25 protein-coding genes and 3 tRNA genes are annotated in these 25,281 nt (G+C 27.6%); 10 read left to right on the forward strand and 18 right to left on the reverse strand.

Annotation, left to right across the window (positions count from 1 at the left end; translation table 11 throughout):
- Positions 1 to 84: 84 nt before the first annotated feature.
- Together ACTTA5_RS05190 and ACTTA5_RS05195 are read left to right on the forward strand one after the other, a co-directional pair.
- A tRNA-Cys gene (locus tag ACTTA5_RS05190) sits at positions 85 to 158 on the forward strand.
- 50 nt (positions 159 to 208) lie between these two features.
- Positions 209 to 284 (forward strand) — tRNA-Asn (locus ACTTA5_RS05195).
- Positions 285 to 349: 65 nt separating this feature from the next.
- Here the strand turns inward: ACTTA5_RS05195 and ACTTA5_RS05200 are convergent.
- The 10 genes from ACTTA5_RS05200 to ACTTA5_RS05245 all read right to left on the reverse strand — a co-directional run bounded on the left by ACTTA5_RS05200 (position 350) and on the right by ACTTA5_RS05245 (position 11,475).
- Entirely contained in the window at positions 350 to 721 is a 372-nt protein-coding gene (locus tag ACTTA5_RS05200; RefSeq protein WP_262589252.1) for a helix-turn-helix domain-containing protein, read from the reverse strand.
- A 146-nt stretch (positions 722 to 867) separates the two neighbouring features.
- Complete coding sequence (locus ACTTA5_RS05205; RefSeq protein WP_316963573.1) at positions 868 to 1,602, reverse strand: amino acid ABC transporter ATP-binding protein; 735 nt, start codon at positions 1,600 to 1,602, stop codon at positions 868 to 870.
- A gap of 4 nt (positions 1,603 to 1,606) precedes the next feature.
- Entirely contained in the window at positions 1,607 to 3,049 is a 1,443-nt protein-coding gene (locus ACTTA5_RS05210; RefSeq protein WP_440648464.1) for an amino acid ABC transporter permease, read from the reverse strand.
- Positions 3,050 to 4,201, reverse strand: coding sequence for an amino acid ABC transporter permease (locus ACTTA5_RS05215; RefSeq protein WP_440648466.1), 1,152 nt, complete (start codon positions 4,199 to 4,201; stop codon positions 3,050 to 3,052). It lies immediately after the preceding gene.
- Between the two features lie 63 nt (positions 4,202 to 4,264).
- Positions 4,265 to 5,305 (reverse strand): amino acid ABC transporter substrate-binding protein, encoded by a 1,041-nt coding sequence (locus tag ACTTA5_RS05220; protein ID WP_440618463.1) that lies wholly within the window; start codon positions 5,303 to 5,305, stop codon positions 4,265 to 4,267.
- A 125-nt stretch (positions 5,306 to 5,430) separates the two neighbouring features.
- Positions 5,431 to 5,507, reverse strand: a tRNA-Arg gene (locus ACTTA5_RS05225).
- 29 nt (positions 5,508 to 5,536) lie between these two features.
- Positions 5,537 to 6,706: a TrkH family potassium uptake protein gene (locus tag ACTTA5_RS05230; RefSeq protein ID WP_440648468.1), complete on the reverse strand. Its 1,170-nt coding sequence runs from the start codon at positions 6,704 to 6,706 to the stop codon at positions 5,537 to 5,539.
- 238 nt (positions 6,707 to 6,944) lie between these two features.
- Positions 6,945 to 8,336, reverse strand: a complete 1,392-nt coding sequence (gene trkA, locus ACTTA5_RS05235) for a Trk system potassium transporter TrkA (protein ID WP_440648470.1) — start codon at positions 8,334 to 8,336, stop codon at positions 6,945 to 6,947.
- The gene (locus ACTTA5_RS05240) at positions 8,337 to 9,692 is read right to left on the reverse strand and encodes a sigma-54-dependent transcriptional regulator (protein ID WP_440648473.1); all 1,356 of its coding nucleotides are present in this window, start codon (positions 9,690 to 9,692) and stop codon (positions 8,337 to 8,339) included.
- A 1-nt stretch (position 9,693) separates the two neighbouring features.
- A complete protein-coding gene (locus ACTTA5_RS05245; RefSeq protein WP_440648475.1) occupies positions 9,694 to 11,475 on the reverse strand; it encodes an ATP-binding protein in 1,782 nt (593 codons plus the stop codon).
- Positions 11,476 to 11,498: 23 nt separating this feature from the next.
- Between ACTTA5_RS05245 and ispF the strand changes: the two genes are divergently transcribed.
- From ispF to ACTTA5_RS05260, 3 genes are read left to right on the forward strand one after another with little or no spacing between them, the layout of a single operon-like run.
- The gene (ispF, locus tag ACTTA5_RS05250; RefSeq protein WP_440648477.1) at positions 11,499 to 12,599 is read left to right on the forward strand and encodes a 2-C-methyl-D-erythritol 2,4-cyclodiphosphate synthase; all 1,101 of its coding nucleotides are present in this window, start codon (positions 11,499 to 11,501) and stop codon (positions 12,597 to 12,599) included.
- The gene (locus ACTTA5_RS05255) at positions 12,596 to 13,087 is read left to right on the forward strand and encodes a phosphatidylglycerophosphatase A family protein (protein ID WP_440648479.1); all 492 of its coding nucleotides are present in this window, start codon (positions 12,596 to 12,598) and stop codon (positions 13,085 to 13,087) included. The genes ispF and ACTTA5_RS05255 overlap by 4 nt, the downstream gene beginning before the upstream one ends.
- Positions 13,087 to 13,554: a CinA family protein gene (locus ACTTA5_RS05260; protein ID WP_440648481.1), complete on the forward strand. Its 468-nt coding sequence runs from the start codon at positions 13,087 to 13,089 to the stop codon at positions 13,552 to 13,554. Before ACTTA5_RS05255 ends, ACTTA5_RS05260 begins: the two co-directional genes overlap by 1 nt.
- On the opposite strand, the gene ACTTA5_RS05265 is transcribed toward ACTTA5_RS05260, so the two are convergent.
- From ACTTA5_RS05265 to tpiA, 8 genes are read right to left on the reverse strand one after another with little or no spacing between them, the layout of a single operon-like run.
- A complete protein-coding gene (locus tag ACTTA5_RS05265) occupies positions 13,551 to 13,988 on the reverse strand; it encodes a type II toxin-antitoxin system RatA family toxin (protein WP_440648483.1) in 438 nt (145 codons plus the stop codon). The two genes, ACTTA5_RS05260 and ACTTA5_RS05265, sit on opposite strands and share 4 nt — an antisense overlap.
- A complete protein-coding gene (lipA, locus tag ACTTA5_RS05270) occupies positions 13,988 to 14,908 on the reverse strand; it encodes a lipoyl synthase (protein ID WP_440648485.1) in 921 nt (306 codons plus the stop codon). The genes ACTTA5_RS05265 and lipA overlap by 1 nt, the downstream gene beginning before the upstream one ends.
- On the reverse strand, positions 14,898 to 15,200 hold the full coding sequence (locus ACTTA5_RS05275) for an FtsB family cell division protein (RefSeq protein WP_262589265.1): 303 nt from the start codon (positions 15,198 to 15,200) through the stop codon (positions 14,898 to 14,900). The genes lipA and ACTTA5_RS05275 overlap by 11 nt, the downstream gene beginning before the upstream one ends.
- Positions 15,200 to 16,456 carry a phosphopyruvate hydratase gene (eno, locus tag ACTTA5_RS05280; protein WP_440648487.1) on the reverse strand — a complete coding sequence of 419 codons (1,257 nt, stop codon included), beginning with the start codon at positions 16,454 to 16,456 and terminating at the stop codon, positions 15,200 to 15,202. The genes ACTTA5_RS05275 and eno overlap by 1 nt, the downstream gene beginning before the upstream one ends.
- Positions 16,453 to 17,274, reverse strand: a complete 822-nt coding sequence (kdsA, locus tag ACTTA5_RS05285; RefSeq protein ID WP_440634864.1) for a 3-deoxy-8-phosphooctulonate synthase — start codon at positions 17,272 to 17,274, stop codon at positions 16,453 to 16,455. Before kdsA ends, eno begins: the two co-directional genes overlap by 4 nt.
- Positions 17,271 to 18,887: a CTP synthase gene (locus tag ACTTA5_RS05290; RefSeq protein ID WP_440648489.1), complete on the reverse strand. Its 1,617-nt coding sequence runs from the start codon at positions 18,885 to 18,887 to the stop codon at positions 17,271 to 17,273. The genes kdsA and ACTTA5_RS05290 overlap by 4 nt, the downstream gene beginning before the upstream one ends.
- 44 nt (positions 18,888 to 18,931) lie before the next feature.
- Positions 18,932 to 19,231, reverse strand: a complete 300-nt coding sequence (gene secG, locus ACTTA5_RS05295; protein ID WP_075506676.1) for a preprotein translocase subunit SecG — start codon at positions 19,229 to 19,231, stop codon at positions 18,932 to 18,934.
- A gap of 6 nt (positions 19,232 to 19,237) precedes the next feature.
- Positions 19,238 to 19,978 carry a triose-phosphate isomerase gene (gene tpiA, locus ACTTA5_RS05300; protein ID WP_440648491.1) on the reverse strand — a complete coding sequence of 247 codons (741 nt, stop codon included), beginning with the start codon at positions 19,976 to 19,978 and terminating at the stop codon, positions 19,238 to 19,240.
- A 55-nt stretch (positions 19,979 to 20,033) separates the two neighbouring features.
- Between tpiA and ACTTA5_RS05305 the strand changes: the two genes are divergently transcribed.
- From ACTTA5_RS05305 to ACTTA5_RS05325, 5 genes are read left to right on the forward strand one after another with little or no spacing between them, the layout of a single operon-like run.
- Positions 20,034 to 21,455 carry a SurA N-terminal domain-containing protein gene (locus ACTTA5_RS05305; RefSeq protein ID WP_440648493.1) on the forward strand — a complete coding sequence of 474 codons (1,422 nt, stop codon included), beginning with the start codon at positions 20,034 to 20,036 and terminating at the stop codon, positions 21,453 to 21,455.
- Positions 21,452 to 22,912, forward strand: a complete 1,461-nt coding sequence (gene trpE / locus ACTTA5_RS05310) for an anthranilate synthase component I (RefSeq protein ID WP_440648495.1) — start codon at positions 21,452 to 21,454, stop codon at positions 22,910 to 22,912. Before ACTTA5_RS05305 ends, trpE begins: the two co-directional genes overlap by 4 nt.
- Positions 22,912 to 23,478 carry an anthranilate synthase component II gene (locus ACTTA5_RS05315; protein WP_440648497.1) on the forward strand — a complete coding sequence of 189 codons (567 nt, stop codon included), beginning with the start codon at positions 22,912 to 22,914 and terminating at the stop codon, positions 23,476 to 23,478. The genes trpE and ACTTA5_RS05315 overlap by 1 nt, the downstream gene beginning before the upstream one ends.
- Positions 23,479 to 23,482: 4 nt before the next feature.
- Positions 23,483 to 24,475 carry an anthranilate phosphoribosyltransferase gene (trpD, locus tag ACTTA5_RS05320; protein WP_440648499.1) on the forward strand — a complete coding sequence of 331 codons (993 nt, stop codon included), beginning with the start codon at positions 23,483 to 23,485 and terminating at the stop codon, positions 24,473 to 24,475.
- Positions 24,468 to 25,259 carry an indole-3-glycerol phosphate synthase TrpC gene (locus ACTTA5_RS05325; protein WP_440648501.1) on the forward strand — a complete coding sequence of 264 codons (792 nt, stop codon included), beginning with the start codon at positions 24,468 to 24,470 and terminating at the stop codon, positions 25,257 to 25,259. The genes trpD and ACTTA5_RS05325 overlap by 8 nt, the downstream gene beginning before the upstream one ends.
- Positions 25,260 to 25,281: the final 22 nt, after the last annotated feature.

The raw sequence follows: 25,281 nt of genomic DNA on the forward strand, positions 1-25,281 counted from the left end.
ATAATCAATTTGGATCGTTATTTAATAGACTAATATAAAAAATTTAATATAAAAAGGCCTGAAGCTATTCGTCTAAAACAAGAAGGCAACGTGGCGGAATGGTTACGCAGAGGATTGCAAATCCTTGTATCCCGGTTCGATTCCGGGCGTTGCCTCCAAAAAAAATCTTGTTTTAGTTTTAAAAAAAAGTAAGTTGTGATTTTTACATTCCTCGGTAGCTCAGTTGGTAGAGCAGTTGACTGTTAATCAATTGGTCGCAGGTTCGAGTCCTGCCCGAGGAGCCAAAAAAAATTAATCTTAAATATTTAAGAATAAACAAACAACCAAAGGGGTCCCATTTTGGTTATGATTAAACTGCTTTAGAAATGTTAGATCCTGAAATTTGTAGTGTTTTGTTAAATTTTAATTTTTGATCAGCATTAAGTTCTGAATAAACTTTCGCTAAAAAATTATAATTAACATTCATATGTCCTTCTTGCGATTTTTCTAAGTTAACTAAATATTCTGAAAAATCTTCAAAGAAATAATTTATTGGTACTTTTAAATAATTTGAAAGCTGAAGTAATCTTATTGAACTTACTCCATTAGTCCCTTTTTCATATTTTTGAATTTGTTGAAATGTTACGTTTATCGCTTTTGCTACTTTTGTTTGGGTTAAACCTAAAGCCAATCTTCTTAACTTAAGTTTGTTCCCTAAGTGTTTGTTGAAATTATCTTCCATTAAGACCCCTCTTAATTAAATTTTAAAAGTCTATTGAACAAATTTATTTCAACTACTGCAATAGAAAAATTTATTTATTTTTTTAAAAAAACCTTAAAAACTAAAAACCTGTCAAGCAATTGTTAAGATCAAAATGTATATATATTTTACAAGATTTGGCTTAAGAAAAGCTTAGTACGATCACTCTTTGGATTAGCAAAAAACTCTTTTGTATCAGCTTTTTCTACTATCATACCCTCATCCATAAAGATCATTTTATCTGCAACTTCTTTAGCAAAACCCATTTCGTGTGTAACAACGATCATCGTCATACCTTGATTAGCTAAATCAACCATTACATCAAGAACTTCCTTAATCATTTCAGGGTCAAGTGCAGATGTTGGTTCATCAAACAACATAATCTTCGGTTCCATGCATAGAGCTCTAGCGATTGCGACCCTTTGTTGCTGACCACCAGATAATTGACCTGGAAATTTCTGAGCTTGGTCAAGAATTTGAACTCTTTCTAAATGCTTTAGTGCTAATTCTTCAGCTTCTTTTTTAGGCATTTTCTTCACCCAAATAGGAGCAAGTGTGCAATTATCTACAATAGATAAGTGAGGAAATAGATTAAACTGTTGAAACACCATTCCAACTTCAGCTCTAATTTGTTCAATATTTTTTGTATCTTCTGTTAGAGTATTTCCATCAACAATGATATCTCCTTGTTGATGTTCTTCTAATCTGTTTATACATCTAATTAACGTTGATTTACCAGAACCAGACGGTCCACAAACTACAATTTTTTCTTTTGGTTTAACTTCTAAATTTATGTCTTTTAATACTTGAAAATCACCAAACCATTTATTCACATTTTTAATTTGAATAATACTATCAGACATAATTTTATCGCTCTGTTTTATATTTTTGTTCTAGATTATAGCTATACTTACTCATTGCATAACAAATAATCCAGAAAATTATTGCTGCAAATACGTAGCCTTCCATTGCAAATCCTAACCATTCTGGATTAGTTTTTGCTAAATTTAACATTCCAACTATCTCTAATAATCCAACGACAAATATTAAAGGTGTATCTTTTACTAAAGCTAAGAAGGTATTAGCAATACCTGGAATTACTAATTTAAGTGCTTGAGGTAAGATTACAAATATATGCATCTTCCAATATCCCATACCTAGAGATTTTGCTGCCTCGTATTGGCCTCTTGGTAGAGCTTGTAAGCCCCCTCTTATTACTTCTGCAACATATGCAGCTTCAAATAATGAAATTGCAATAATTGCTCTAACTAATTTATCTATGAAAAAATCTTCCGGTAAAAACATTGGAAACATTACAGCAGACATAAATAAGACTGTAATTAGCGGCACTCCTCTCCAAAACTCAATAAATCCTACAGATATATATCTAATTAAAGGTAACTCAGATCTTCTTCCCAAAGCAAAAGCCATACCTATAGGAAAACAGAAAATTAAACAAAAGAACGAGATAATGAATGTTAGAGACAATCCACCCCAAGCTCCCGTTTCAACCCAGTTTAACCCATCAAGTTTACCAAGTTCAATTAACTCTTCATAAAAAACAAAGTATTTAAGAACTATATAAAGGGTTAACGGAACAATTAAAAAATAATAAAATTTAAATCTACTTGGAATAAAAAATCCAAGAATAATTGAAATAACTGCAGCAATTATACCATAGGAGAAGTCAAAAAATACTGGTCCGCCTGATATAAAAAAGAATATAAACAAAAACGCAATAAAGGGATAAATAACTACATAGTATAAAGTTGAATACTTTTTAAATTTTTCAGTTGCAAAATAACCAACAGAACCAAGTAACGCCAAAGAAATAAAAGATAAGTTTATTCTCCATTGTTCAGCATTTGGATACATTCCATACATAAATCTGTTGAACCAAACTTTGATATATGTCCAACAAGCACCTGTTCCAGAACAAACATCTTTACTATCTCCTGCAAAACTAGCATCAACAAAAAACCAACTTAGAATTGGCGGTGTTGCTTTAATGATTACAAAAATAATTAATAAAGAAAGTACAGCATTAAAACCGTTGGTATTAATATTTTTGTTTAAACTGTCTAAAAATTTATACCCACTATGCTCTATTCTAATAAAGTGAAGACCTATAAATCCAATCACTAAAGGGATCACAAAACTTAACAACGTTGGTAGGAAACCTGTAATGTTAACATTAAAAAATGAATTCAAAAATACATCTAAAACACTAACAAAAAATAATAAAGAACCTAAATATAAAAAGGTATTCAAATTTTCTTTATCAGGTCTTAAAAAATTAATTTTTGACATTTATTTTTCCTTAATAGCAATTTTTTTATTATACCAATTCATCAATATAGAAATTGATATACTCAAACTTAAGTAAGTAAGCATTGTAATAGAAACGATCTCAATTGCCTTTCCTGTTTGCATTAATGCAGTACCTGCAAATACTAAAACTAAATCAGGGTAAGCAATTGCAGCAGCTAATGATGAATTTTTAGTTAAATTTAAATATTGGTTAGTAGTTGGTGGTATAATAATTCTTAAAGCTTGAGGCATTACCACTAATTTTAAGACTTGATTTGGATTTAAACCGATAGATGCAGCAGCTTCTTTTTGTCCTTTTCCAACACCTTGAATTCCAGCTCTTACACACTCAGCAATAAAAGTTGCTGTATATAATGCTAAAGATAAAGTTAATGCAATTAATTCAGGTGGTAAATTTAATCCACCTTCATATCTATAAGAAGTTGCTGCTAATTGTTTTAATTTAGGTATTTCAAAAGAAAGATTAACACCTCCAATTAAAAAACTTAACAAAGGCAATATAAAAATTAATCCTAAAGATATCCATAAAACTGGCATTTGCTTTCCTTGAGTTTCTTGAACTTTTCTCGCATGAACTCTGATAACAACTATTGCAATTATTGCCGCAACTATTGAATAAAAGAAAACATTAAAATTTTCCCAAACAAAAGCTGGAACATACAGACCTTTTATAGTTAAAAAGAAAACACCAAACATTGCATCAGCATCTTGAGGTAAAGGTAAAGCTCTTAAAGCTGCAAAATACCAAAAAAATATTTGTAAAAGTAATGGAATATTTCTGAAAAATTCTACATAGAAAGCTGCAAATTTATTAATTAAATAATTTGGAGAAAGTCTTGCTACACCAACAATTATTCCAAGTATAGTTGCAATGATAATTCCAATTACAGAAACTAAAATAGTGTTTAACAAACCAACGAGATAAGCTCTAAAATAAGAATGTGATCCGTCGTATTCTATTAAAGAAAATTGAACATCAAATGAAGATTCTTGAGATAAAAAACCATATCCAAAATCAATACCTCTGTTTTCCATATTGACTTGTGCGTTATAACTAAAGAAACCAAAAACTAAAACTACTGCTAAAACTGTAATTAATTGAGGAACTATTTTTTGTAATTTGAAGTTCATTTAAGAGCTTATAAAAAAAAGGGCTAGAAAAATCTAGCCCTTTTTAATTAGTTAAATATGCAATTATCTTGCAGGTGGTACGTAAAGAATTCCACCTTTAGTCCATAATTCATTTGGACCTCTGTCTGGTAAAATTCCAGTGTCAGCTATATTTCTTTTGTAGCTTTCACCATAGTTACCAACTTGCTTGATAATTCTTAAGCTCCACTCATTGTCTAGACCAAAAGCAGCACCTAATTCACCTTCAGCACCAACTAATCTTTTTACAGCTGGATTATCTGAAGATTTCATCATATCTGCATTAGCTGAAGTAATTCCATACTCCTCAGCTTCGATCATAGCATTTAAAGACCATCTAACGATATCTTCCCATACTGAGTCACCTTGTCTAACAACTGGTCCTAAAGGCTCTTTAGAAACAGTTTCAGGTAATACAATGTGATCATCTGGGTTAGTCATTTTAGTTCTTTGTGCAGCAAGACCTGATTTGTCTGTAGTGTAAGTATCACATCTCCCAGCATCATAAGCAGCTACGACTTCGTCAGCTTTTTCGAAAGCAACTGGCTCATAAGAAATTCCTTTAGAGTTAAAAAAGTCTCTCATGTTTAACTCAGTTGTTGTACCAATGTTTGTACAAGCTGAGATACCATTTTTGAATTGGCTTGTTGAGGTAATACCAGAACTTTTTCTAACCATGAAACCTTGACCATCGTAGAAGTTTACTCCAACGAAAGTTAGTCCGATATCAGCATCTCTAGAAAGAGTCCAAGTTGTGTTTCTTGATAAGATATCAATCTCACCAGAAGTTAGAGCTGTAAATCTTTCTTTAGCACTTAATGGTGTAAACTTAACTTTGTTTGCATCACCTAGTACTGCAGCAGCTACCGCTCTACATACATCAACATCGATACCAGTCCAATTTCCAGCTGCATCTGCATTAGAAAATCCTGGAAGACCTTGAGATACTCCACATCTTACAAAACCCTTCTTTTGAGTGTTTTTAAGTGTTTTAGATTTTTTAGCAGCCATAGTTTCTGTTGTAAAAGTAAACAACACCGCAACCATTGCTACTAAAGAAGTTAATTGTTTTAAGTATTTAAACATTATTCTTCCTTTTTAGTTATTTTTATTTGTTAACAAATAATTCAAAACTTAGTTTTGAATTCGCAGGATTAAACCATTTTAGAAAAACTACTTCAAGAGGAAATTATGGTCAAAAGAGTAAGGAATGGCGCGCCCTGAAGGATTCGAACCTACGACCCTCGGTTTAGAAAACCGATGCTCTATCCAGCTGAGCTAAGGGCGCAATATTTGAGATACATATATATTACAAATTTAATATTTAAACAGAAATTTTTTAGCTATCAATAATAAAGATAATAATTCAATTCTACCGATTATCATAAAGAAAATAAGAATATATTTAGTAATAAAATGTAAATTTTGGAAATCAAAATCCCCTATTCCATAAGCTGAAGAATTAACAGTATTCATTAATGTTAATATCGCAAGTTTAAATGAATATTCAAAATTGATTGCACTCAAAGATAAAAAAATTGTTAATGAAAAAAGTGAGATTATAAAAATAATAATTGTAAGAAAATATTTATTTATATCTTGGGTTGCAAAATTAATCTTGGAAAATGCTAGTTTGTTCATAAAAACATTTTTTGGTCTGCTAAAAGAAAGTATCTGATTTAAAGAATATTTTGTTAATGAATATATCTTTAAAAATCTTAGACCAGAACTTGTTGAAATAAATGAACCTCCAATTATAACCAAAAGTAAATACAAGAATTGAAGATTAGTTTGCTCAACATTCAATGAAATTCCTATGTTAGAAATACTACTTACTAAAGATAAAAAGCTGTAAGAAAAAGTATTATCGTAACTAAAAAATATAAAAAATATTCCAACAGTTATTACAAAGTATAAAAATAGGTGAATATCCTCGTGAAAAAAATTAATATTTTTTCTTAAAAATATTAAATTGTATACAAAGAAAATACTAAAGAAAGAAACTAGCATAATTAATGAAAAAATTATTATCTGTGAATTTTGGACAAGTATTGTTGAAAGATCATTTACAGGTAAAAAACCACCTGATGAAATAACTGTCATTGCTAGATTTAATGAATTGAATGATCTAATTCCAAATAAATTAAAAATTATAAAAATAGCTAAAGTTAAGCTTGAATATAAAATAAATATTTTAATTGTTTGTTTTAAAATTTCAGTTGTATTAAATGATAAAAAATTTGTAAGAGATTTTTTTAAATTTTCATCATAAATATCAATCAAAAAAATTATAGAGAATAAAAAGTATAACCCACCTATCCATTGGATTGATGATCTCCATATTATTAATCCTTGATCGATATGTTTTATATTTTCAAAGATTGTATAACCAGTAGAAGTAAAACCAGAAACTGCTTCAAATAAAGCATTTAAAAAAGTTAAGTTGTAAATACTAAAATAAAATGGAATGGATAATACTAATGGCATAAAAAAATACCCCAAAAGAACTGTTAGTATTTTTTCAAATATTGTAGGTTTTTTATCCGAGTTATCAATTTTGTAAAACAAGAAACTAATTAAACCAGAGATTATTAAGCTAAAGTAATATGTATTTAAGTTTAAGTATAAGTTGAAATAATAAGAGTAGATAATATTTAAAAAAGAAAAAACTGAAATTAATAGAAAGAAAAAACTTAAATATTTTACCCGAAGTGTTGGCATTTAATTAAATTGAGCTAATTCTAAAAATATTTTCAACAACTGATATTGAGTCTTTTTTGGCTAAAAAAACAACTTTATCATCTTTTTGAAATACAAAGTCTGCCCTAGGTATAATTACTTTATCGTCTCTAAGAATAGCACCAATTCGAATTTCCTCAGGAAGATTTGAATTTTTTAATTCTTTGTTAATTAATTCAGATGTCTCAATTATCTCGGCCTCTATTACCTCATATTCACCGTTCATAATTGTATAAGCTGTTTCAATTGTTCCTTTATGGATATGTTTTAAAATACTCGATACAGTATTCATTCTGGGATCAATTAAATCATCAATTTTAAGTGAATTCTGTAATAATGAATAGTTTGGTTTATTAATTAAGGCCATTGTTCTTTTGTCATCAATTTCTTTTTCATCTTTTGCAAATTTTTCGACTAAAACACTTACCATTAAGTTATCTTCATCATCGTTTGTAAGAGCTAGAACAGTCTCAGCTTCTTCTAAATTTGCCTCAGCTAAAACTTCCTCATCTAACGCATCTCCATTGATAACTATTGTATTATTCAGTTCGCTTGCAAGAAATTCAGCTCTGTCTTTGTTTTTCTCAATAATTTTTACTCTTGCAGCATCTAAATTTTCCTCAATATTTTTAGCTAAATTAAAACCAATATTTCCTCCACCAACTATAAGAATTTTTTTAGAAACTTTTTCAGTGTGTCCAAATGCTTCCAATGTTTCGGACATTTGAGTTGAATTTATAATCACATAAATCTTATCATTGGTTTTTATTTCATCAGTTTTTTTGGGAATAAAAAACCTATCCTCTCTTATTACACCTATTACATTTGCTTTAAGATTAGGGTATTTTTTTGTAAGATCGCTTAATTTAATATTAATCAAACTACAATTTTCATTAATCAATATTTCAAGTAACCTAATTTTATTTTCTGCAAAAGGAACACTATCTAAGGCGCCAGGAGCTTCGAGCTTTCTTTGGATTGATTTAGCAATTTCAATTTCTGGAGAAATAATAACATCTATTGGTAAGTTTTCTTTGTTATAAACCGTTGTAAACTTTGGATTTAAATAATCCTGAGATCTTATTCTGGCAATTTTTTTTGGAATTTTAAAAATAGAAAATGCAATTTGGCATATAACCATATTTATTTCGTCATTTCGAGTTACTGCTATAATCATATCGGCCTCTTGTGCATTAGCCTTTTCAAGAATTGATGGATAGCTACCTTTCCCAACAATAGCTTTAACATCAAGTGCATCATCAATTTTTTGAATATCTTCGCTCGATGGATCTATAACTGTAATAGAATGCCCTTGTTCACTAAGCTGTTTGGCAATAGTAAAGCCAACTCTTCCTGCACCACAGATGATTATGTTCATTTAATTAAATTCTTTAATTCCTAAGCCCTTTAATTTTCTATGCAAGGCACTTCTTTCCATTCCAACAAAATTAGCTGTTTTTGAAATATTCCCATTAAATTTTTTCAATTGAATAGTTAAATACTCCTTTTCAAATTTTTCTCTAGCCTCTTTTAATGGCACAGATAGGCTGTTTTCAGCCAATTGTTCATTGAAATTAATATTTTTTAGGGATTCTTTTATTATATTTGAAATTTTTTCCTTTGTATCAGGTTGTAAAATTGCAATTCGTTCAATTAAATTTCTCAATTCTCTAACATTACCGTGCCAATCATGATTTAAGATATAAGTATTGTCTTCATCTATCTCTAATTCATTAATATTATAATTTTCAGATATTTTTTTTGAAAAATATTTAATCAAAAGTGGAATATCTGAAATACGTTGACTCAATGGTTCAACATTTATTTCAAAAACATTAAGTCTATGAAATAGATCTTCTCTAAAATTTCCTATTTCAATTTCTTTCTTCAAATCCTTACTTGAAGAGCAAATTAATCTGACATTTACAGTGACATCATTTGAACCATTAACTCTTTTAAACTTTTGATCTGTTAAAACTCTCAAAATTTTAGACTGTATATCCAAAGGTATTTCTGAAACTTGGTCTATCAATAAGGTTCCTTTGTTAGCTTTTTCTAAAGCTCCATAAGATATAGAGCCGTTGTCTTTTTCTTCTCCAAATAATTCAAGTTCATATTTATTTGAATCTAATAAAGCTCCATTCAAAACTACAAAAGGATTTTTATTTCTTTTAGATAATTTATGAATTTTTCTTGCTATTAGTTCTTTTCCAGATCCTGATGGACCATTAATAAATACTCTACTTTCTGTTATTGAAATTTTTTTAATTTGATCATTGATATTTAAAATATTTTTACTATTTCCTATTAATTCATATGATGAAAACAATTTTGTTTCATATTCTTTATTTTGTTTTTTAAGATTGTAATTCTCAACTGCTCTTCTTACAAAATTTAACAATCTTTCCTGATCGAAAGGTTTTTCAATAAATTCAAAAGCTCCTTCGTGAAGAGATTTTACTGCCATTTCAATGTTAGCATGACCCGAAATTATAATAACAGGCACATCTTTATCTTTTGATTTAATGTGTGATAACAGCTCTATCCCGTCATTATCACCCTTGTCTAATTTTACATCAAGTATTGCAACATCTGGAAGTTTTTTGTCTATTTCAGATAACGCTTGATTATAATTAGCAGCAAGTCTGGTTTTATAACCAGCATCCAAAATTAGCTCATTAATGATATTCCTTATATCAGCGTTATCATCTACGATTAAAATTTCAGAACTCATTTTATTTTATAAAATCTATTTTAATTTTTGCACCTTCGTCTAAAGGTATAAATTCAATTTTTCCATTATGATCATTTATAATTTTACTTACTATTGAGAGACCCAACCCAGTTCCATTTTTTTTAGTAGTAAAGTACGGATTTAAAATATCTTTAATATTTGCTGCAAATATTCCAAAACCGATACCATTATCAATTAAATTAATTATTATATGGTTATTCTCTTCATTAACTTCAATCGTGATTATTTTCTCTAAATTACTGTCATTTTCTGCTCTTTGTTGGATGCTTTCGATAGAATTTTTAATTAAATTAAAGAAAACTCTAGCAAGTTGTTCTTTGTCACTATTTAAAAAAACTTCATTTGAATTGGTGTTAACAGAAATATTAATCGAATTATCTAACTCATTTAATAATTTGATATTTTCCTCAATAATTTGAATTAAATTATTTTCTTTTAAAATTGGTTTTGGCATACGAGCGAAATCAGAAAACTCATTAACTAAATTTCCTATTTGTTTAATTTGATTATTTATAATTTTAAGGTTTTCGTTAAAATTTTTTTTATCATCTTCATTGACTTGATTGGAATATTTTGATTTCATTCTATCTATTGTCAACTGAATTGGAGTTAATGGGTTTTTAATTTCATGTGCTAATTTTCTTGCTAAATTACTCCATGCTTCATGTCTTTCATTTATTATTAATTTTTCTTGTTGATTTCTTAATCTATCAATCATTAAGTTAAAATTTTTATTCAAAATTTCTAAATCTTTATCAGTTTTTACTTCAGGAACTTTGGTATCAAATTTTCCTTCACCAATTGATACGGATGCGTTAATTAAATTATTAATAGATCTAAAAAATCTAGAAGAAAATCGTATAGCTATTGATATAGATACAAACAACAATACACTTACAACAATAACATAAATAATTGCAAAAGATATTTTTATACCTGTACTCTTTTCTTCAACAGTATAATAAAAATTTATAGCTTCTTCTGACTCTGTGAGATATTTTGAAATATCCTTATCTAGATATTTAATCACATATAAAAATCTATTATCAAAACTTTGCAATCTCATAATAGCTGCAGACATATTTTCTGGAGCATTTATAATTTTTAAAGGTCTATCATCATCTAGTACTAGTGCTAATGCTCTATCAACAGGAGGTGTGTATGGCTGATTATCTTGAAGAGATGTGAACAATAATTTTTTATCGATGTCGATTATATGTATTTCATCAACACCTCTAATTAATTTTTGAGTGTCTAGGAATCTTTTATACTCCTTTGGATTATCATTTAAAAAATTTTTACTTTTATTAGTATCAAAAGCAATTAAAACAATATCTGATTGAATTTTGTTTCTAATTTCTTCTACATAATTTTTAGCTAACTCGTAAGAATTATTAACTACAGTAGTAACTTTCTTGTCAAAATATTTTTCCAATGCAAATGAAAAAAGAAATAGTGAAAAAATCGAGATTAAAACTGAAGGTATTAAAGTAAATAAAGCAAAAACAGTGATGTATTTTTTATTAGATTTTAAACCATCTTTATCAATATCTGTTCGTATTGCCCTTCTAATTTCAAAAAAAATAAAAACAAAAAGAGCAGCTAGTAAAAAAATATTTAATATCAGTAGATATTGTAAATTTTTGTCTGTTAGTTTAATAAAACCTTTATCAATAAAAGTTAAAAACGTTAAAAAACCTATCAATAATGTGATAATAAATAATATTATCAAATAAATATTTTTTTTAATAAAATCTGACATTTAGGTATAAAATTTCTATAAATATGAGTAACTATTTTATAATACTAGCTTCAGGACAAAGCAAAAGATTTAATTCAAAAAAACCAAAACAATACAACATTTATGAGGGTAAACCTTTATTTAAACACTCCCTTGATAAAGCTTTAAAGTCAAAACTTTTTAAAAAAATAATAATTGTAGTTAACAAAAAAAAGGAGATTAAAGAAAAATTTCCAAAAAATGTTTCAATTATCACTGGTGGGAAAGAAAGATCTGACTCTTCATTGATTGCTTTAAAATTTATTAAGAAATATAAACCTACAAATGTACTAATACATGATGCAGCAAGACCAAATTTTACAATTAATTTATTAAAAAAATTAATAACTTTACTAAAAAAATATAAAGCAGTAATACCCGCAATAAAATCTAAAGACTCAATCAAGTATAAAATAAAAAATCAAATATTCAATTTAAGTAGAGATAATTCTATTCTAACACAAACCCCTCAAGCTTTTAAATTTCAAGATTTGTATAATTTGTCAATTGAACAAAAAAAAGTGATTACAGACGAGGCAACCTTATTTATTGAAAAAAACATGAAAGTAAAATTCATCCAAGGTGAAAATTTAAATACTAAAATTACTTTCAAAGAAGATATTAAAGAAAAAAAAACCTACTTTGGTTTAGGATTTGATATTCATAGATTAATCAAAGGTAAAAAACTTTATTTGGGAGGTATTAAAATACCTTATCACTCAGGATTAAAAGGACACTCTGATGGTGATGTAATTATTCATTCAATAATTGACTCCTTATTAGGAGCTATGAGAAAAAAAGATATTGGAACTTTTTTTCCAGATAACAGTAACAAGTTTAAAAATATTAGATCTCCAAAAATGCTAAAACCAATAATAGAATTGTTAAATTCAAATAATTACCATATCAATAATTTAGATATAAATTTGATATGTGAAAAACCAAAAATATCAAAATACAGAGATAAAATAATAAATTCAATTTCAAATCTGTTAGATTTAAATAAAGATTTAATTAATTTAAAAGGTAAAACTACAGAAAAACTTGGATTAATAGGAAAAGAAAAAGCAATTGCCTGTGAAGTAATTTGCTCGATATCAAAATGAAAAAAATTAATGTTTTAATCTCAACTTTCTTTGGGTACGGATACTTAACAAAAATGCCTGGTACTGTTGCATCGGTTGTCACCACAATCTTTATTTATATAGCTTATGAAATTCTTGATTATACAAGTTTAAAATTCTCAATAGTTTTTTTTATTATTTTGTTTTTTTACTCTTTTTATGCAGTCAAAGACACTGAGAGTGAATTTGAAAATAAAGATCCTAGACAAATTGTAATCGATGAAGTTTTGGGTCAATCGATGCCTTTGATACTTCTACTATATTTAAATCAAACCAATCAAATCAATATTGCTATTGAATTTTATTATATTATTTCTTTACTATCGTTTAGATTTTTTGATATTTTAAAGCCATTTCCAGTAAGCTATTTCGATAAAAATCATAAAAATTATTTTGGTATAATTATGGATGATATAATGGCTGGTCTTTACTCAATGGTTGTAGTCTATCTGGTTAGTTTCATATTTTGATGAATTTAAAAAAACTACATAAAAAATTGATAGATAAAAAATTAACAATTTCTGTAGCTGAGTCATGTACAGGAGGTTTGTTAGCTAGCAATCTTACTAAATTAGCAAATTCATCAAAGTACTTTCAAATGGGTTTAACTACTTACTCTAATAAGGCAAAGACTAAAATCTTAAAAGTAGATAGAAATATCATTAAAAAATATGGTGCGGTAAGTAAAGAATGTTGTGAAGAAATGGTAAAGAATTTATCCAAAATTTCTAAAAGCAAAATTAATGTATCAATTACTGGTATAGCTGGGCCTGGAGGAGGATCAAAATTAAAACCAGTTGGTCTTGTCTATATTGGGATTAAAACAGGAAAATATTTATTAATTTTAGAAAATAAATTTAAATCTAGGAACAGATCAAGTATTCAAAAAAATACAGTAAGAGAAGTATTAAATAAAATTACAAAAATTATTTCTTAAAGATTTTCAGCTCTTTTTTGAAAAGCATCAGCTATTTTGTTTAAACCAAATTGAAATGATTTTTCCATTATTAAATTCAAAAACTTATTTTTAATTTCAAAATCGACATCAAATTGAACTTCTGTTAAATTATCTTTTTCTACAAATTTCCAGTTATTTTCAAGATGTTTTAAGGGACCATCAATATTGGTTACATGAATAGAGTCGTTTTTTTTATCATATCTGACATCACTTTTATAAGTATCTACAAAGGGTCTTTTACCAATAGTCAGATCGGCAATTATTTTTTTTACATCTCCCTCGTCATTTGTTTCATAGACTTTTGAGTCTATGCAAAATGGAATGAATTCAGGATACTTTTCAATATCTAAAACAAAATCAATTAATGTTTGTTTATCACGTGCGATGTGACGTGTAACTGATGCTTTAGGCATTAATTACTTTTTATTCTGTTTTGTTGTAGCTTAGCAAAATCCTCATCAGCATGATAAGAAGATCTTGTTAAAGGTGATGAGGAAACTAATAAAAATCCCTTAGCTTTTGCTATAGTTCCTAAATCATCAAATTCTTTTGGGGTATAATATCTGTCTAGTGGAAAATGTTTTGTTGATGGCTGCAAGTACTGTCCAATAGTTATAAAATCTACATCCGCTGCTCTTAAATCATCCATAACCTGTAATATTTCATCTCTTGTTTCTCCTAACCCAACCATAATTCCAGATTTAGTAAAAATATTTTTGTCGATTTTCTTTGCATTTTTTAAAAGTTCTAAAGATGCAAAATATCTAGATCCTGGTCTTACTTTTAAGTAAAGACTAGGTACAGTCTCAATATTATGATTAAAAACATCTGGTTTAGCTTCAATAACTTTTTTATATGCGTTCCCTTTTCTTAAAAAATCTGGTGTTAAAACTTCTATAGTTGTATTTGGATTTGATTTTCTTGTTTGATTAATCACATTAAAAAAATGATCAGAACCACCGTCGTCTAAATCATCTCTATCAACTGAAGTTATTACAACATGTTTTAAGTTTAACTTTTTAACAGCTTCTGCAATTTTGACCGGTTCTAATGGATCTAAATTTCCTGGAACACCAGTTTTAACATCACAGAAAGCACATGCTCTTGTACATGTATCACCCATTATCATAAAAGTTGCGTGTCTCTTACTCCAGCACTCAGTAATATTAGGACAGTTTGCTTCCTGACAAACAGTTACTAGGTTATTATTATTAACTATTGTTTTTGTTAAAAAAAATTCTTTGCTATTTGTAAGCTTTGATCTAATCCAATCTGGTTTTTTTTTAATTGGATTTATTGGCTTATTTTCTTTTTCGGGATGTCTACTTTTCATCTTTTTTAATTAAATAAATTGTTTCACCTTTTTTACCAAATAAAAATCTTTCTCTGATTAATATTTCCACATAATCTAAATCCAGATTTGTACTTAATAGAGAATTCTTATGATCAATATCCTCTATTTTATTAATTAATAATGCCTCTTCTTTTTTCAAGTCAGACAAAAGTTCTTTTTTTTCAAAATATGAAAAAAGCCCTCTTTCTCCAGAAACTAAATTAAAAATAAAATAAAATATTAAAAAAATTGATGTTAATAAAAAATAATTTCTTTTTATTAATCTCAACATTAATTGATTTTATTCATTCTTGCCTTATTTCCAAGTTCTTCTTCAATACGAATTAATTGATTGTATTTAGCAACTCTTTCTGAACGTGCTAAAGATCCTGTTTTAATTTGATTAGAATTTGTTCCAACTGCCAAATCAGCAATGAATGTGTCCTCACTATCTCCAGACCTATGAGAAATTATTGTTTTATAACCGATAGTTTGAGCAAATTTAATTACATCTAGAGTTTCAGAAACAGTACCTATCTGATTAAGTTTAATTAATATAGAATTAGATGAAATATTTAAAAATCCTTTTTTTAATCTCTCAAGATTTGTAACATAAAGATCATCTCCCACAATCTGAACTTTTTTTACTGAACGCATTAATTTATTCCAAGCTAACCAATCATTTTCTGCAAAAGGATCTTCTATAGATTTAATTTTATATTTCTTGATAATTTTTTGGTATTCTTTTATTGATTTTTCAACGCTTACAAAACTTTTTGAATGGATTGAATATTTGTTTTTTTTTAATAGTTCATTTGCAGCCACATCCAAACAAATTGAAACATCTTTACCATTAACAAATCCAGATTTCTTAATTGCTGAAACAATCAAATCTAAAGCCTGGTTATTGCTACTAATCATAGGTGCAAAACCACCTTCATCACCAACTGAAGTAGAATAACCTTTGTTTTTTATTAAATTACTTAGGTTTTTAATTACAACAAAACAAATCCTCATTGCTTCTGAGAAACTTTTTGCTCTATCTGGTCGTATCATAAATTCTTGTATTCTAAGACCATTGTTGGCATGAGCTCCACCATTAATAATATTCATTAATGGATAAGGTAATTGAAAATTATTTTTTAAAAAAAATGTTTTATACAAAGGTAGTTTTTTTACTTTTGCAGAAAGTTTTTTTACAGCCATTGATACTGCAAGCATAGCATTTGCACCTAAATTGGTTTTTTGTCTCGTACCATCTAAATTAATTAATAAAGCATCAATTCTCTCTTGATTATGAACGCTTTGACCTTTTAATTTTTTTGAAATTTTTGAATTTACTAATTCAACAGCTTTTAAAACACTTTTACCTAAATACTTCTTGTTATTTTTATCTCGTTTTTCAAAAGCTTCATAAGTTCCAGTTGATGCACCTGATGGGCATATGGCAGATGCACTTACATTATTTGTATAAACCTCGGCTTCTACAGTTGGATTTCCCCGACTATCAAAAACTTGTCGTGCTTTAACTTTTATTATTTTACTCACTTAATAAGTTTATCAATTTCGGTTAATTGTTTTAGTAGATTTTCTAGTTTATCTAGAGGAACCATATTAGGTCCATCAGATGGTGCATTATCTGGATCTTGATGTGTCTCTATAAATACACCAGCAACCCCAACTGCAACAGCTGCTCTTGCAAGATACTCAACAAATTCTCTTTGACCTCCTGAAGACTCTCCTTGTCCTCCAGGTTGTTGAACTGAATGTGTTGCATCAAAAATAACTGGATAACCATTCTTAGCCATAATAGGTAAAGATCTCATGTCAGAAACCAAAGTATTGTATCCAAAACTTGCACCTCTTTCAGTAACAAGAATATTTGAGTTTCCTGAGTCAGATATTTTTTTTGTAACATTTACCATGTCCCAAGGAGCTAAAAATTGACCCTTTTTAACATTTATAATTTTGTTTGTTTTAGCAGCAGCAATTAAAAGATCAGTTTGTCTACAAAGAAAAGCTGGAATTTGCAAAACATCAACATGATTAGCAACTACTGAACATTGCTCTGAATTATGAATATCTGTTAAAATTGGAATATTTAATTCTTTTTTAATTTTGTCAAACACAGGTAATGAAGCTTCCAAACCAGCACCTCTCTTACCTTTTAAACTTGTTCGATTAGCTTTATCAAAAGAAGTTTTATAAATAAAACCTAGACCATATTTGGAAGTTATTTCTTTTATTTTTCCAGCCATGTCCATTGCATGCTGTTCTGTTTCAAGTTGACATGGACCAGCAATGATACAAATTTTTTTATCGTTTGAAATTTCTATGTTCCCACAATTGACTGTAATACTACTCATTTATGATTTTTTGCTGCTTTGATAAATGAAGAGAATAAAGGATGAGGAGATAAAGGTCTAGATTTAAATTCAGGATGGAACTGAACTCCAATAAACCAAGGATGATTTTTAAGTTCAATTATCTCAGGAAGTTTATTATCTGGTGATAAACCAGAAAATATCAGTCCATTTTTCTCAAATTTTTCCTTAAATGAAATATCCACTTCATATCTATGTCTGTGTCTTTCTTTGATTAATCTTGATTTATAGATATCTCTAATTTTAGACTTATCTTTTAAAATTGCATCATAAGAACCAAGTCTCATTGTTCCACCTAAATTTTTATCTGTACCTTTAACTTTTTTTCCACTTTTTTCCCACTCATTCATTAAACCAATTATATGAACACCACCTTTATCAAACTCAGAAGAAGTTGCTTTTTTAATTTTTAATTTATTTCTAGCAAATTCTATTATTGCCATTTGCATACCGTAACAAATACCTAAAAATGGTATTTTATTAATTCTTGAATATTTAATTGCTTCGATTTTTCCCTCAGTTCCTCTTTTTCCAAATCCTCCTGGTATTAGAATACCTGAAACATTTTTAAGTTTGCTTTTAATTTCAGAAACTTTTAATTTTTCTGAATCAATTCTAACTAAATTTACCTTCAAGTTGTTTGTAATTCCTCCATGCGTTAAGGCTTCATCTAATGATTTATATGCATCTTTTAATTCTACATACTTACCTATTATCGCAATATTAACTTGTTTTTTTGTATTAAGTGTAATTTTGGTAATTTTCTTCCAAGGATTTAGGTTATTTGATTTTTTAGATTTTATTTTAAAGTAATCTAAAACTTGAAAATCTAACTTTTCTTTAGCAAAACTAATTGGTGCTTCATAAATTGTTTTTACATCAACCGTTTCAATTACATTTTTAATATCAACATTACAAAATAGAGATATTTTTTTTCTATGCTCTAAAGGTATTGGTCTTTCTGATCTACAAATAATTATATCAGGTTGAATACCAATACTTCTCAATTCTTTTACGGAGTGTTGTGTTGGTTTAGTTTTTATTTCATCTGATGCTTTTAAATATGGAACTAAAGTTAAATGAATAAATAAAGCATTTTTTTTTCCAATATCATTTGAAAATTGTCTTATAGCTTCAACAAATGGTAAACTTTCAATATCTCCTACAATTCCGCCTATTTCACAAATTACAAAATCTTCTTTTGACGTATCGTATTTAATAAATTCTTTAATTCTATCGGTTATATGTGGAATAACTTGAACTGTCTTTCCAAGATATTCTCCTTTTCTTTCTTTCCTCAAAACATCGCTATAAATTTTTCCTGTAGTAATATTATCTGTTTTCTTTGCAGTAACTCCTGAAAATCTTTCATAGTGACCTAAATCTAAATCTGTTTCAGCGCCATCATCTGTTACAAAAACCTCTCCATGCTGGAATGGACTCATTGTTCCAGGATCTACATTTAAGTAAGGATCTAATTTTCTAAGCCTAACTTTATACCCACGTGACTGTAATAGATAAGCTAATGATGCTGATGATAGACCTTTTCCAAGGGATGAAACCACGCCGCCAGTGACAAATATATATCGCGTCATGGAATTATCTTATAGCTAATAAAAAAAGAAATAGAAAGTATTAATTAATTATTTTCAGGAATCGATGGAGTATCTTCAGTTTTTTCTTCAACCGTGTCTAAAACTGATCCTGTAGGAGTCAATTCTGCTCTTGAAATTATTGTCAGCGCTAAGCTACAAATGATAAATAAAGTTGCAACTATCGCAGTTGCTTTGGTAATAAAACTACCAGCCGATCTCGATAGCATGAAATTTTCTTGTGAAACGCCAATACCTAGAGCGCCACCCTCTGATTTTTGAAGTAGCACAAGCACAACTAAAATAAATGCAAGTATGATGTTAATTACAAGTAATAATGTTTCCATGTGGGACTAATTAATGGTTTTTTTAATTATATCAATAAATTTCTTTGGATTTTGTGATGCTCCACCTATTAAAAAACCATCTATGTCAGGAATTATTTTTAATTGATCAATATTTTTACTGTTAACAGAGCCTCCATATAAAACTTTTGGAGATTTTTTTCCAAATTTACTTTTTATAAATTTAATTGATTTAAAAAGTTCTTCTGATGAAGGAATTAAACCAGTTCCAATTGACCATACTGGTTCGTACGCAATAATTATATCATTAATTTTTTTGATAGATTTTAATCCTTTCTTTAATTGACTGTTTAAAACTTGATTAGTCTTTTTATCTCTTTTTTGTTTTATAGTTTCACCAATACAAAAAATAATTTTTAAACCAGATTTAATTGAATTTTTTATTTTAAGATTAATTAGATTGTCATTTTCTCCAGCCATTCTGTTTTCAGAATGACCCAAGATCACATATTTTGCTCCAACACTTTTAAGCATTCTTGCATTAACCTGACCTGTAAAAGCTCCATAATCTAAATTTTGATGAGAATTTTGTGCACCAACTTCAATATTAGTTTTACTAAGTCTTTTTGAAATTGGACGTATTAGAGTATTTGGAGGACAATAAATTAGTTTGAACTTATTTTTTTTATGACTTTTTGAGAATTTAATAACTTTATCTAATGAATTTATAGTTTTTAAATCTCCAAACATTTTCCAATTAGCTATAAAATACATATATTTATTTGTCATAATTGACTTTTTAATCTATAGATTTGTTTTTACAGATCAATAAATTTATAACGTTATGGTTGAAAAATTAAAAAACTTAGGTTGGAAACAATTTGGTGGATTAGTTCTAATAGTAATCATCATAATAGCTTTTGGCTTTGGTGGATTTGGCGGTGGCTTTAGCACTAACAATCAAAATAATATTGCTAAAATAAACAAAACTAACGTAACCACTCAAGATTTCATGGACTATGTTAATCAAAGTGGAATTTCACAAGAAGCAATAAGAAATAATTTAGACAACAACATTATAGAAGAATTGCTATCAGGACTTATTTCAACAACTTTAATTGATCTAGAGATTGAAGATTTTAAACTTTCTATAAACGAAAAGACAATTTTAAAATATTTAAAAGACAATAAAAATTTTAAAGACGAGAATGGTGCTTTTGAAAGAATTAAATACGAAAAATTTTTACTTTCAAATAATATGTCTGCTCCTTTGTTTGAGTTGAAATTAAAAAATCAAGGTTTACAGAAACACTTATTTGATTTTATCGGTGCAGGTACCGTTACCCCTGAATTTCTAATAGAAAGTAAATTTGAAGAAAACAATAAATCATTATTTATTGAATACTTCGATATGGAAAATTTATATAAGATTAAAGATGATTATACACCAGATGAAATCAACACATTTATTGAAGAAAATAAAGATCAATTAAAAAGAGAATATATTGACTTTAAATATGTGGTTTTAAATCCAAAAAATTTAATTGGAATTGATGAATTTAATCAAGATTTTTTTAACGAAATTGATGCAATAGAAAATAAAATTTCTCAAAATGAAAGTTTTAGTTCGATAATCAAAAATATGAATGTGGATGTGAATAATATTAATGAATTTGCTCCAGATGAAAACACTAGTACGAACGAAAAGTTAATTTACTCTAAGAAATCAAGCAAATTAGATATATTTGAAAGTGGCGATAATTATATTCTGTATAATATAGAGAATGAATATGATCGTTCACCAGATTTAAATGATGAAATAGTAAAAAGTGAAATTGTCGAGCTTATTTATCAAAAAGGTAAATTTGATTACAATAGAAAAATAATTGAAGAAATACAAAATGATGGATTTAATGAAAGTAAATTTATAGAGTTAAGTTCAGGTAAAATCCAAACTGGATTAATTAATTCAATTAGTGATGACGGACTGTTTGAAGTAAATTCAATTAAAATGCTCTACTCATTACCTCAAAATTCTTTTGCTTTAGTAAACAATACTAATAATCAAATATTTTTAGTCAAAATAAAAAATATAGATAAAAATACTATAAATAAACAAGGTGAGGAATATAAAGGATTTGTAAATTCACAAAATACAAACAACAGAAAAAGTATTTTACAATCTTACGATACCCTGTTGAATAATAAATATCAGGTTCAATTGAATCAAAAAACTATTGATAGAATTAAAAACTATTTCAAATGATAATTAATCGAAGCTTCAAAGATTTTAAGTTTCGACATAGAAGCAAAAAAAATCAGATTATATACACTTCAAAAAAAGTAAATTCTGATGATGAAATAATAAATTTAATTGATAATTTTTTAGAGGAAAAAAATAGTTTTGTATTTGAGTCTGTTGAAAAAGGAAAAATTAAAGGTAGATACACAATTTTTGGTAAAGATCCTGATAAGATATGGGAGTTCAACAACCAAAAGTCATATTTAATAACTGAAAATAAAAAAATCATTCTTAAAGATAAACCAGAAGAGTTAATAGAAAAAATTATTGAAAATTTTAATTTTGATACACCTAAGAATTTACCTAAGATTTGTTCGCTAATTTCAGGTTATTTTTCATACGACTCTATTAGGTACATAGAAAAAATTCCTAACTCATGTAAAAATGATCTTAATTTACCTGATGTAAGATTGATGAGACCAAGAACCTTGGTAATTCATGATAATTTAAAAAAAGAAATATTTTACATAAGTAATGTTTTTAATGATGAAAAAATTAAAAATTATCAAAAAAAGTATGACTCTATAAAAACTGATCTATTTAAACTATTAGTTCAATCATCGATCAAAAATATTGATACAAAAAGAGAATTAAAAGAAAAAAAAATTAAAGTTAAATCAAACACATCCAAAAATAAATTTCTTGCAATGGTTAATAAAGCTAAAAAATACATTAAACTTGGTGATATTTTTCAAGTTGTTTTAAGTCAAAGATTTGAAGCAAAATTAACAAAAAAACCTTTGGAAATTTATAAAAAACTTAGAGTAACTAACCCCTCTCCTTTTATGTTTTACTTCAACTTTAATGACTTCCAAATTATTGGGGCAAGTCCAGAAATTTTAGTAAGACTAAGAGATAATAAAATTACAGTTAGACCAATAGCAGGTACTAGACCAAGAGGAAAAAATAAAAAAGAAGATCTTTTTTATGAAAAAGACCTTCTTAAAGACAAAAAAGAACTTTCTGAACATTTAATGCTTTTAGATCTAGGTAGAAATGATGCTGGTAAAGTGTCAAAAATAAATACTGTAAAGGTTACTGAGAGCTTCATAATTGAGAGGTACTCTCATGTAATGCATATAGTTTCTAATGTAGTTGGTGAGTATAATAAAAAGTTTTCAAAATTTAAATCATTGCTGGCAGGATTTCCCGCTGGTACTGTTTCTGGTGCTCCTAAAATAAGAGCAATGGAAATCATAGATGAATTAGAAACATCGAGAAGAAAAGTTTACGCTGGTGGAATTGGATATTTTTCTGCTAATGGAGAATTTGATACTTGTATTGCTTTAAGGACAGCTGTAGCAAAAAATAAAAAATTCTATGTACAAGCTGGTGCAGGTATCGTTGCTGATAGTAAGCCTATAAACGAATATGATGAAACAGTAAACAAGGCGAAAGCCTTAATAAATGCTTTAAGATAATGAAAATATTATTAATAGATAATTATGATAGTTTTACATTTAATCTTTATCATTACATTTCTTCATTAGGTGTAAAAGTTGAAGTCATAAGAAATGATAAAATTAACTCAAAAGAAATAATAAGAAAAAAATATGATAAAATTGTTATTTCACCTGGACCTGGAAATCCAAATCAATCTGGAAATTGCATAAGCATTTTAAAATCATTACATAAAAAATTGCCCTTTTTAGGTGTTTGTCTTGGACATCAAATTATAGGTCAAGTTTTTGGGTCTAAAATTATTCAAGCAAAAAAATTAATGCACGGAAAAACTAGCAAAATTAAATCACAAAAAATTGGGATCTTAAAAAATCTACCTCGTACCTTTGAGGCTACAAGATATCATAGCTTAATTATTGATAAAAGAACCCTATCGAAAGATTTAGAGATTACAGCTGAAACTGATGATGGAATAATTATGGCTATCCAACATAAGCAATTTAATATTCATGGTGTACAATTCCATCCAGAAAGTATTAAAACTAAGACAGGAATAAAAATTTTAAAAAGTTTTATAAATTATTAATTTTATGGAAAAGATTTTAGAAAAACTGAAAAATAAAGAAAATTTAACCTTTGAAGAAAGCAAGTCAGCATTTGAAATTTTAATGACGGGTAAAGCTGATGAGGATCAAATCTATAATTTTTTAATGCTTCTGTCTGAAAAAGGAGAAGTTGCAGATGAAATTGCTGGAGGTGTTTATGTGCTTAGAGAAAAATCTAAAAGAGTAAACGTTCATGATTGCATAGATACATGTGGTACAGGTGGTGACGGTATGAACACTGTTAATATATCCACTGCATCAGCATTACTTTTAGCTAGTATGGGTATAAAGGTTGCAAAGCACGGCAATAAAGCGGTATCTTCAAAATGTGGCTCTGGAGACGTTTTGGAAGCTCTTAATATTAAAATTGATTTAGAGCCGAGAGAAATAGAGCAAGAAATAAGCAATAAAAATTTTGGTTTTATGTTCGCACCAAATTATCACAGTGCCATGAGATTTGTAGGTCCTGTAAGAAAGAAAATTGGTAAAAGAACTATTTTCAACATGATTGGTCCTTTAAGCAATCCTGCTCTAGTAGAAAGACAGGTTGTTGGAGTATTTGATAAAAAATTGTTAAGAATTTTTGCGGAGGGATTAAAAAATTTAAATATAAAATTTGCGTGGATAGTAAACAGTGAAGATGGATTGGATGAAATATCTCCTTATGCAAAAACAAATATAATACAATTGAAGAATGGAGAAATATCTGAAATCTTGGTTGATCCTAATTCAATTGGTGTGAATGCAGAAAAATTTAAAAATTTAATTGGTAATGATGCAAAATTTAATGCAGATAAAATGATTGAAATATTTAAAGGTAAAGATAATGATTTTTCAAAAGCAGTTTGTTTAAATGCTGCAGCTGGTTTAATTGTTGCAGAAAAGTTTGTTGATTTTAAAGAGGCCTATAATCACGCAAGACAATTCATTCTTTCTGGTAAAACTTTTTCACATTTGGAACAATTACAAAATGTCTGATAACGTTTTAGAAAATATAATTAAAAAGAAAATCGAAAAAATTGATAATCTAAAAAAATCAATAGATCTTAAAAAATTAGATGAATTAATACAAAAAAATAAATCATACATAAATTTTAAAGATAAAATTCAAAACAATTTAAAAGAAAATAAAACTTCAATTATTGCTGAAATAAAAAAAGCAAGTCCTTCTGCAGGTGTTATAATTGAAGACTACAATCCAGTAGAAATTGCTAATATTTATTTAAAAAATAATGCTACTTGTTTATCAGTTTTAACTGAAGAAGATTATTTTTTAGGAAATTTAATACATATAAGTAAAATAAAAGATAAGGTTAATTTACCGATATTATGTAAAGATTTTTTTATTGATACTTTTCAAGTGCCACTTGCCAAAAGTTATGGTGCAGATGCAATTCTGATTATTTTAGCTGGTGTCTCAGATGATCTTGCAAACAATTTGTATCAAGAGGCATTGAAATTAGATATGTCAGTAATAGTAGAAGTACATACTGTTGAAGAGGCTCAAAAGGCATTAAATTTTAAAGATGCACTAATTGGAATAAATAATAGGAACTTAAAAACACTTAAAACTGATATAAATACAACCTATGATATTTATAATGTTGTAAAAAACCATAAAGGACCTCTAATTTCTGAGAGTGGTATTAAATCTAAAGAGGAATTATTAGAATTAAACAGCAAGACTTCAATTAATACTTTTTTAATTGGTGAATCACTTTTGAAAAAATTGGATGAAAATTCAATTTTTTCAGTTTTGTAATCAATATAAGCTCTATTTTGCT

The sequence above is a fragment of the Candidatus Pelagibacter sp. HIMB1521 genome, from assembly GCF_052047875.1.
Classification (GTDB): Bacteria; Pseudomonadota; Alphaproteobacteria; order Pelagibacterales; family Pelagibacteraceae; genus Pelagibacter.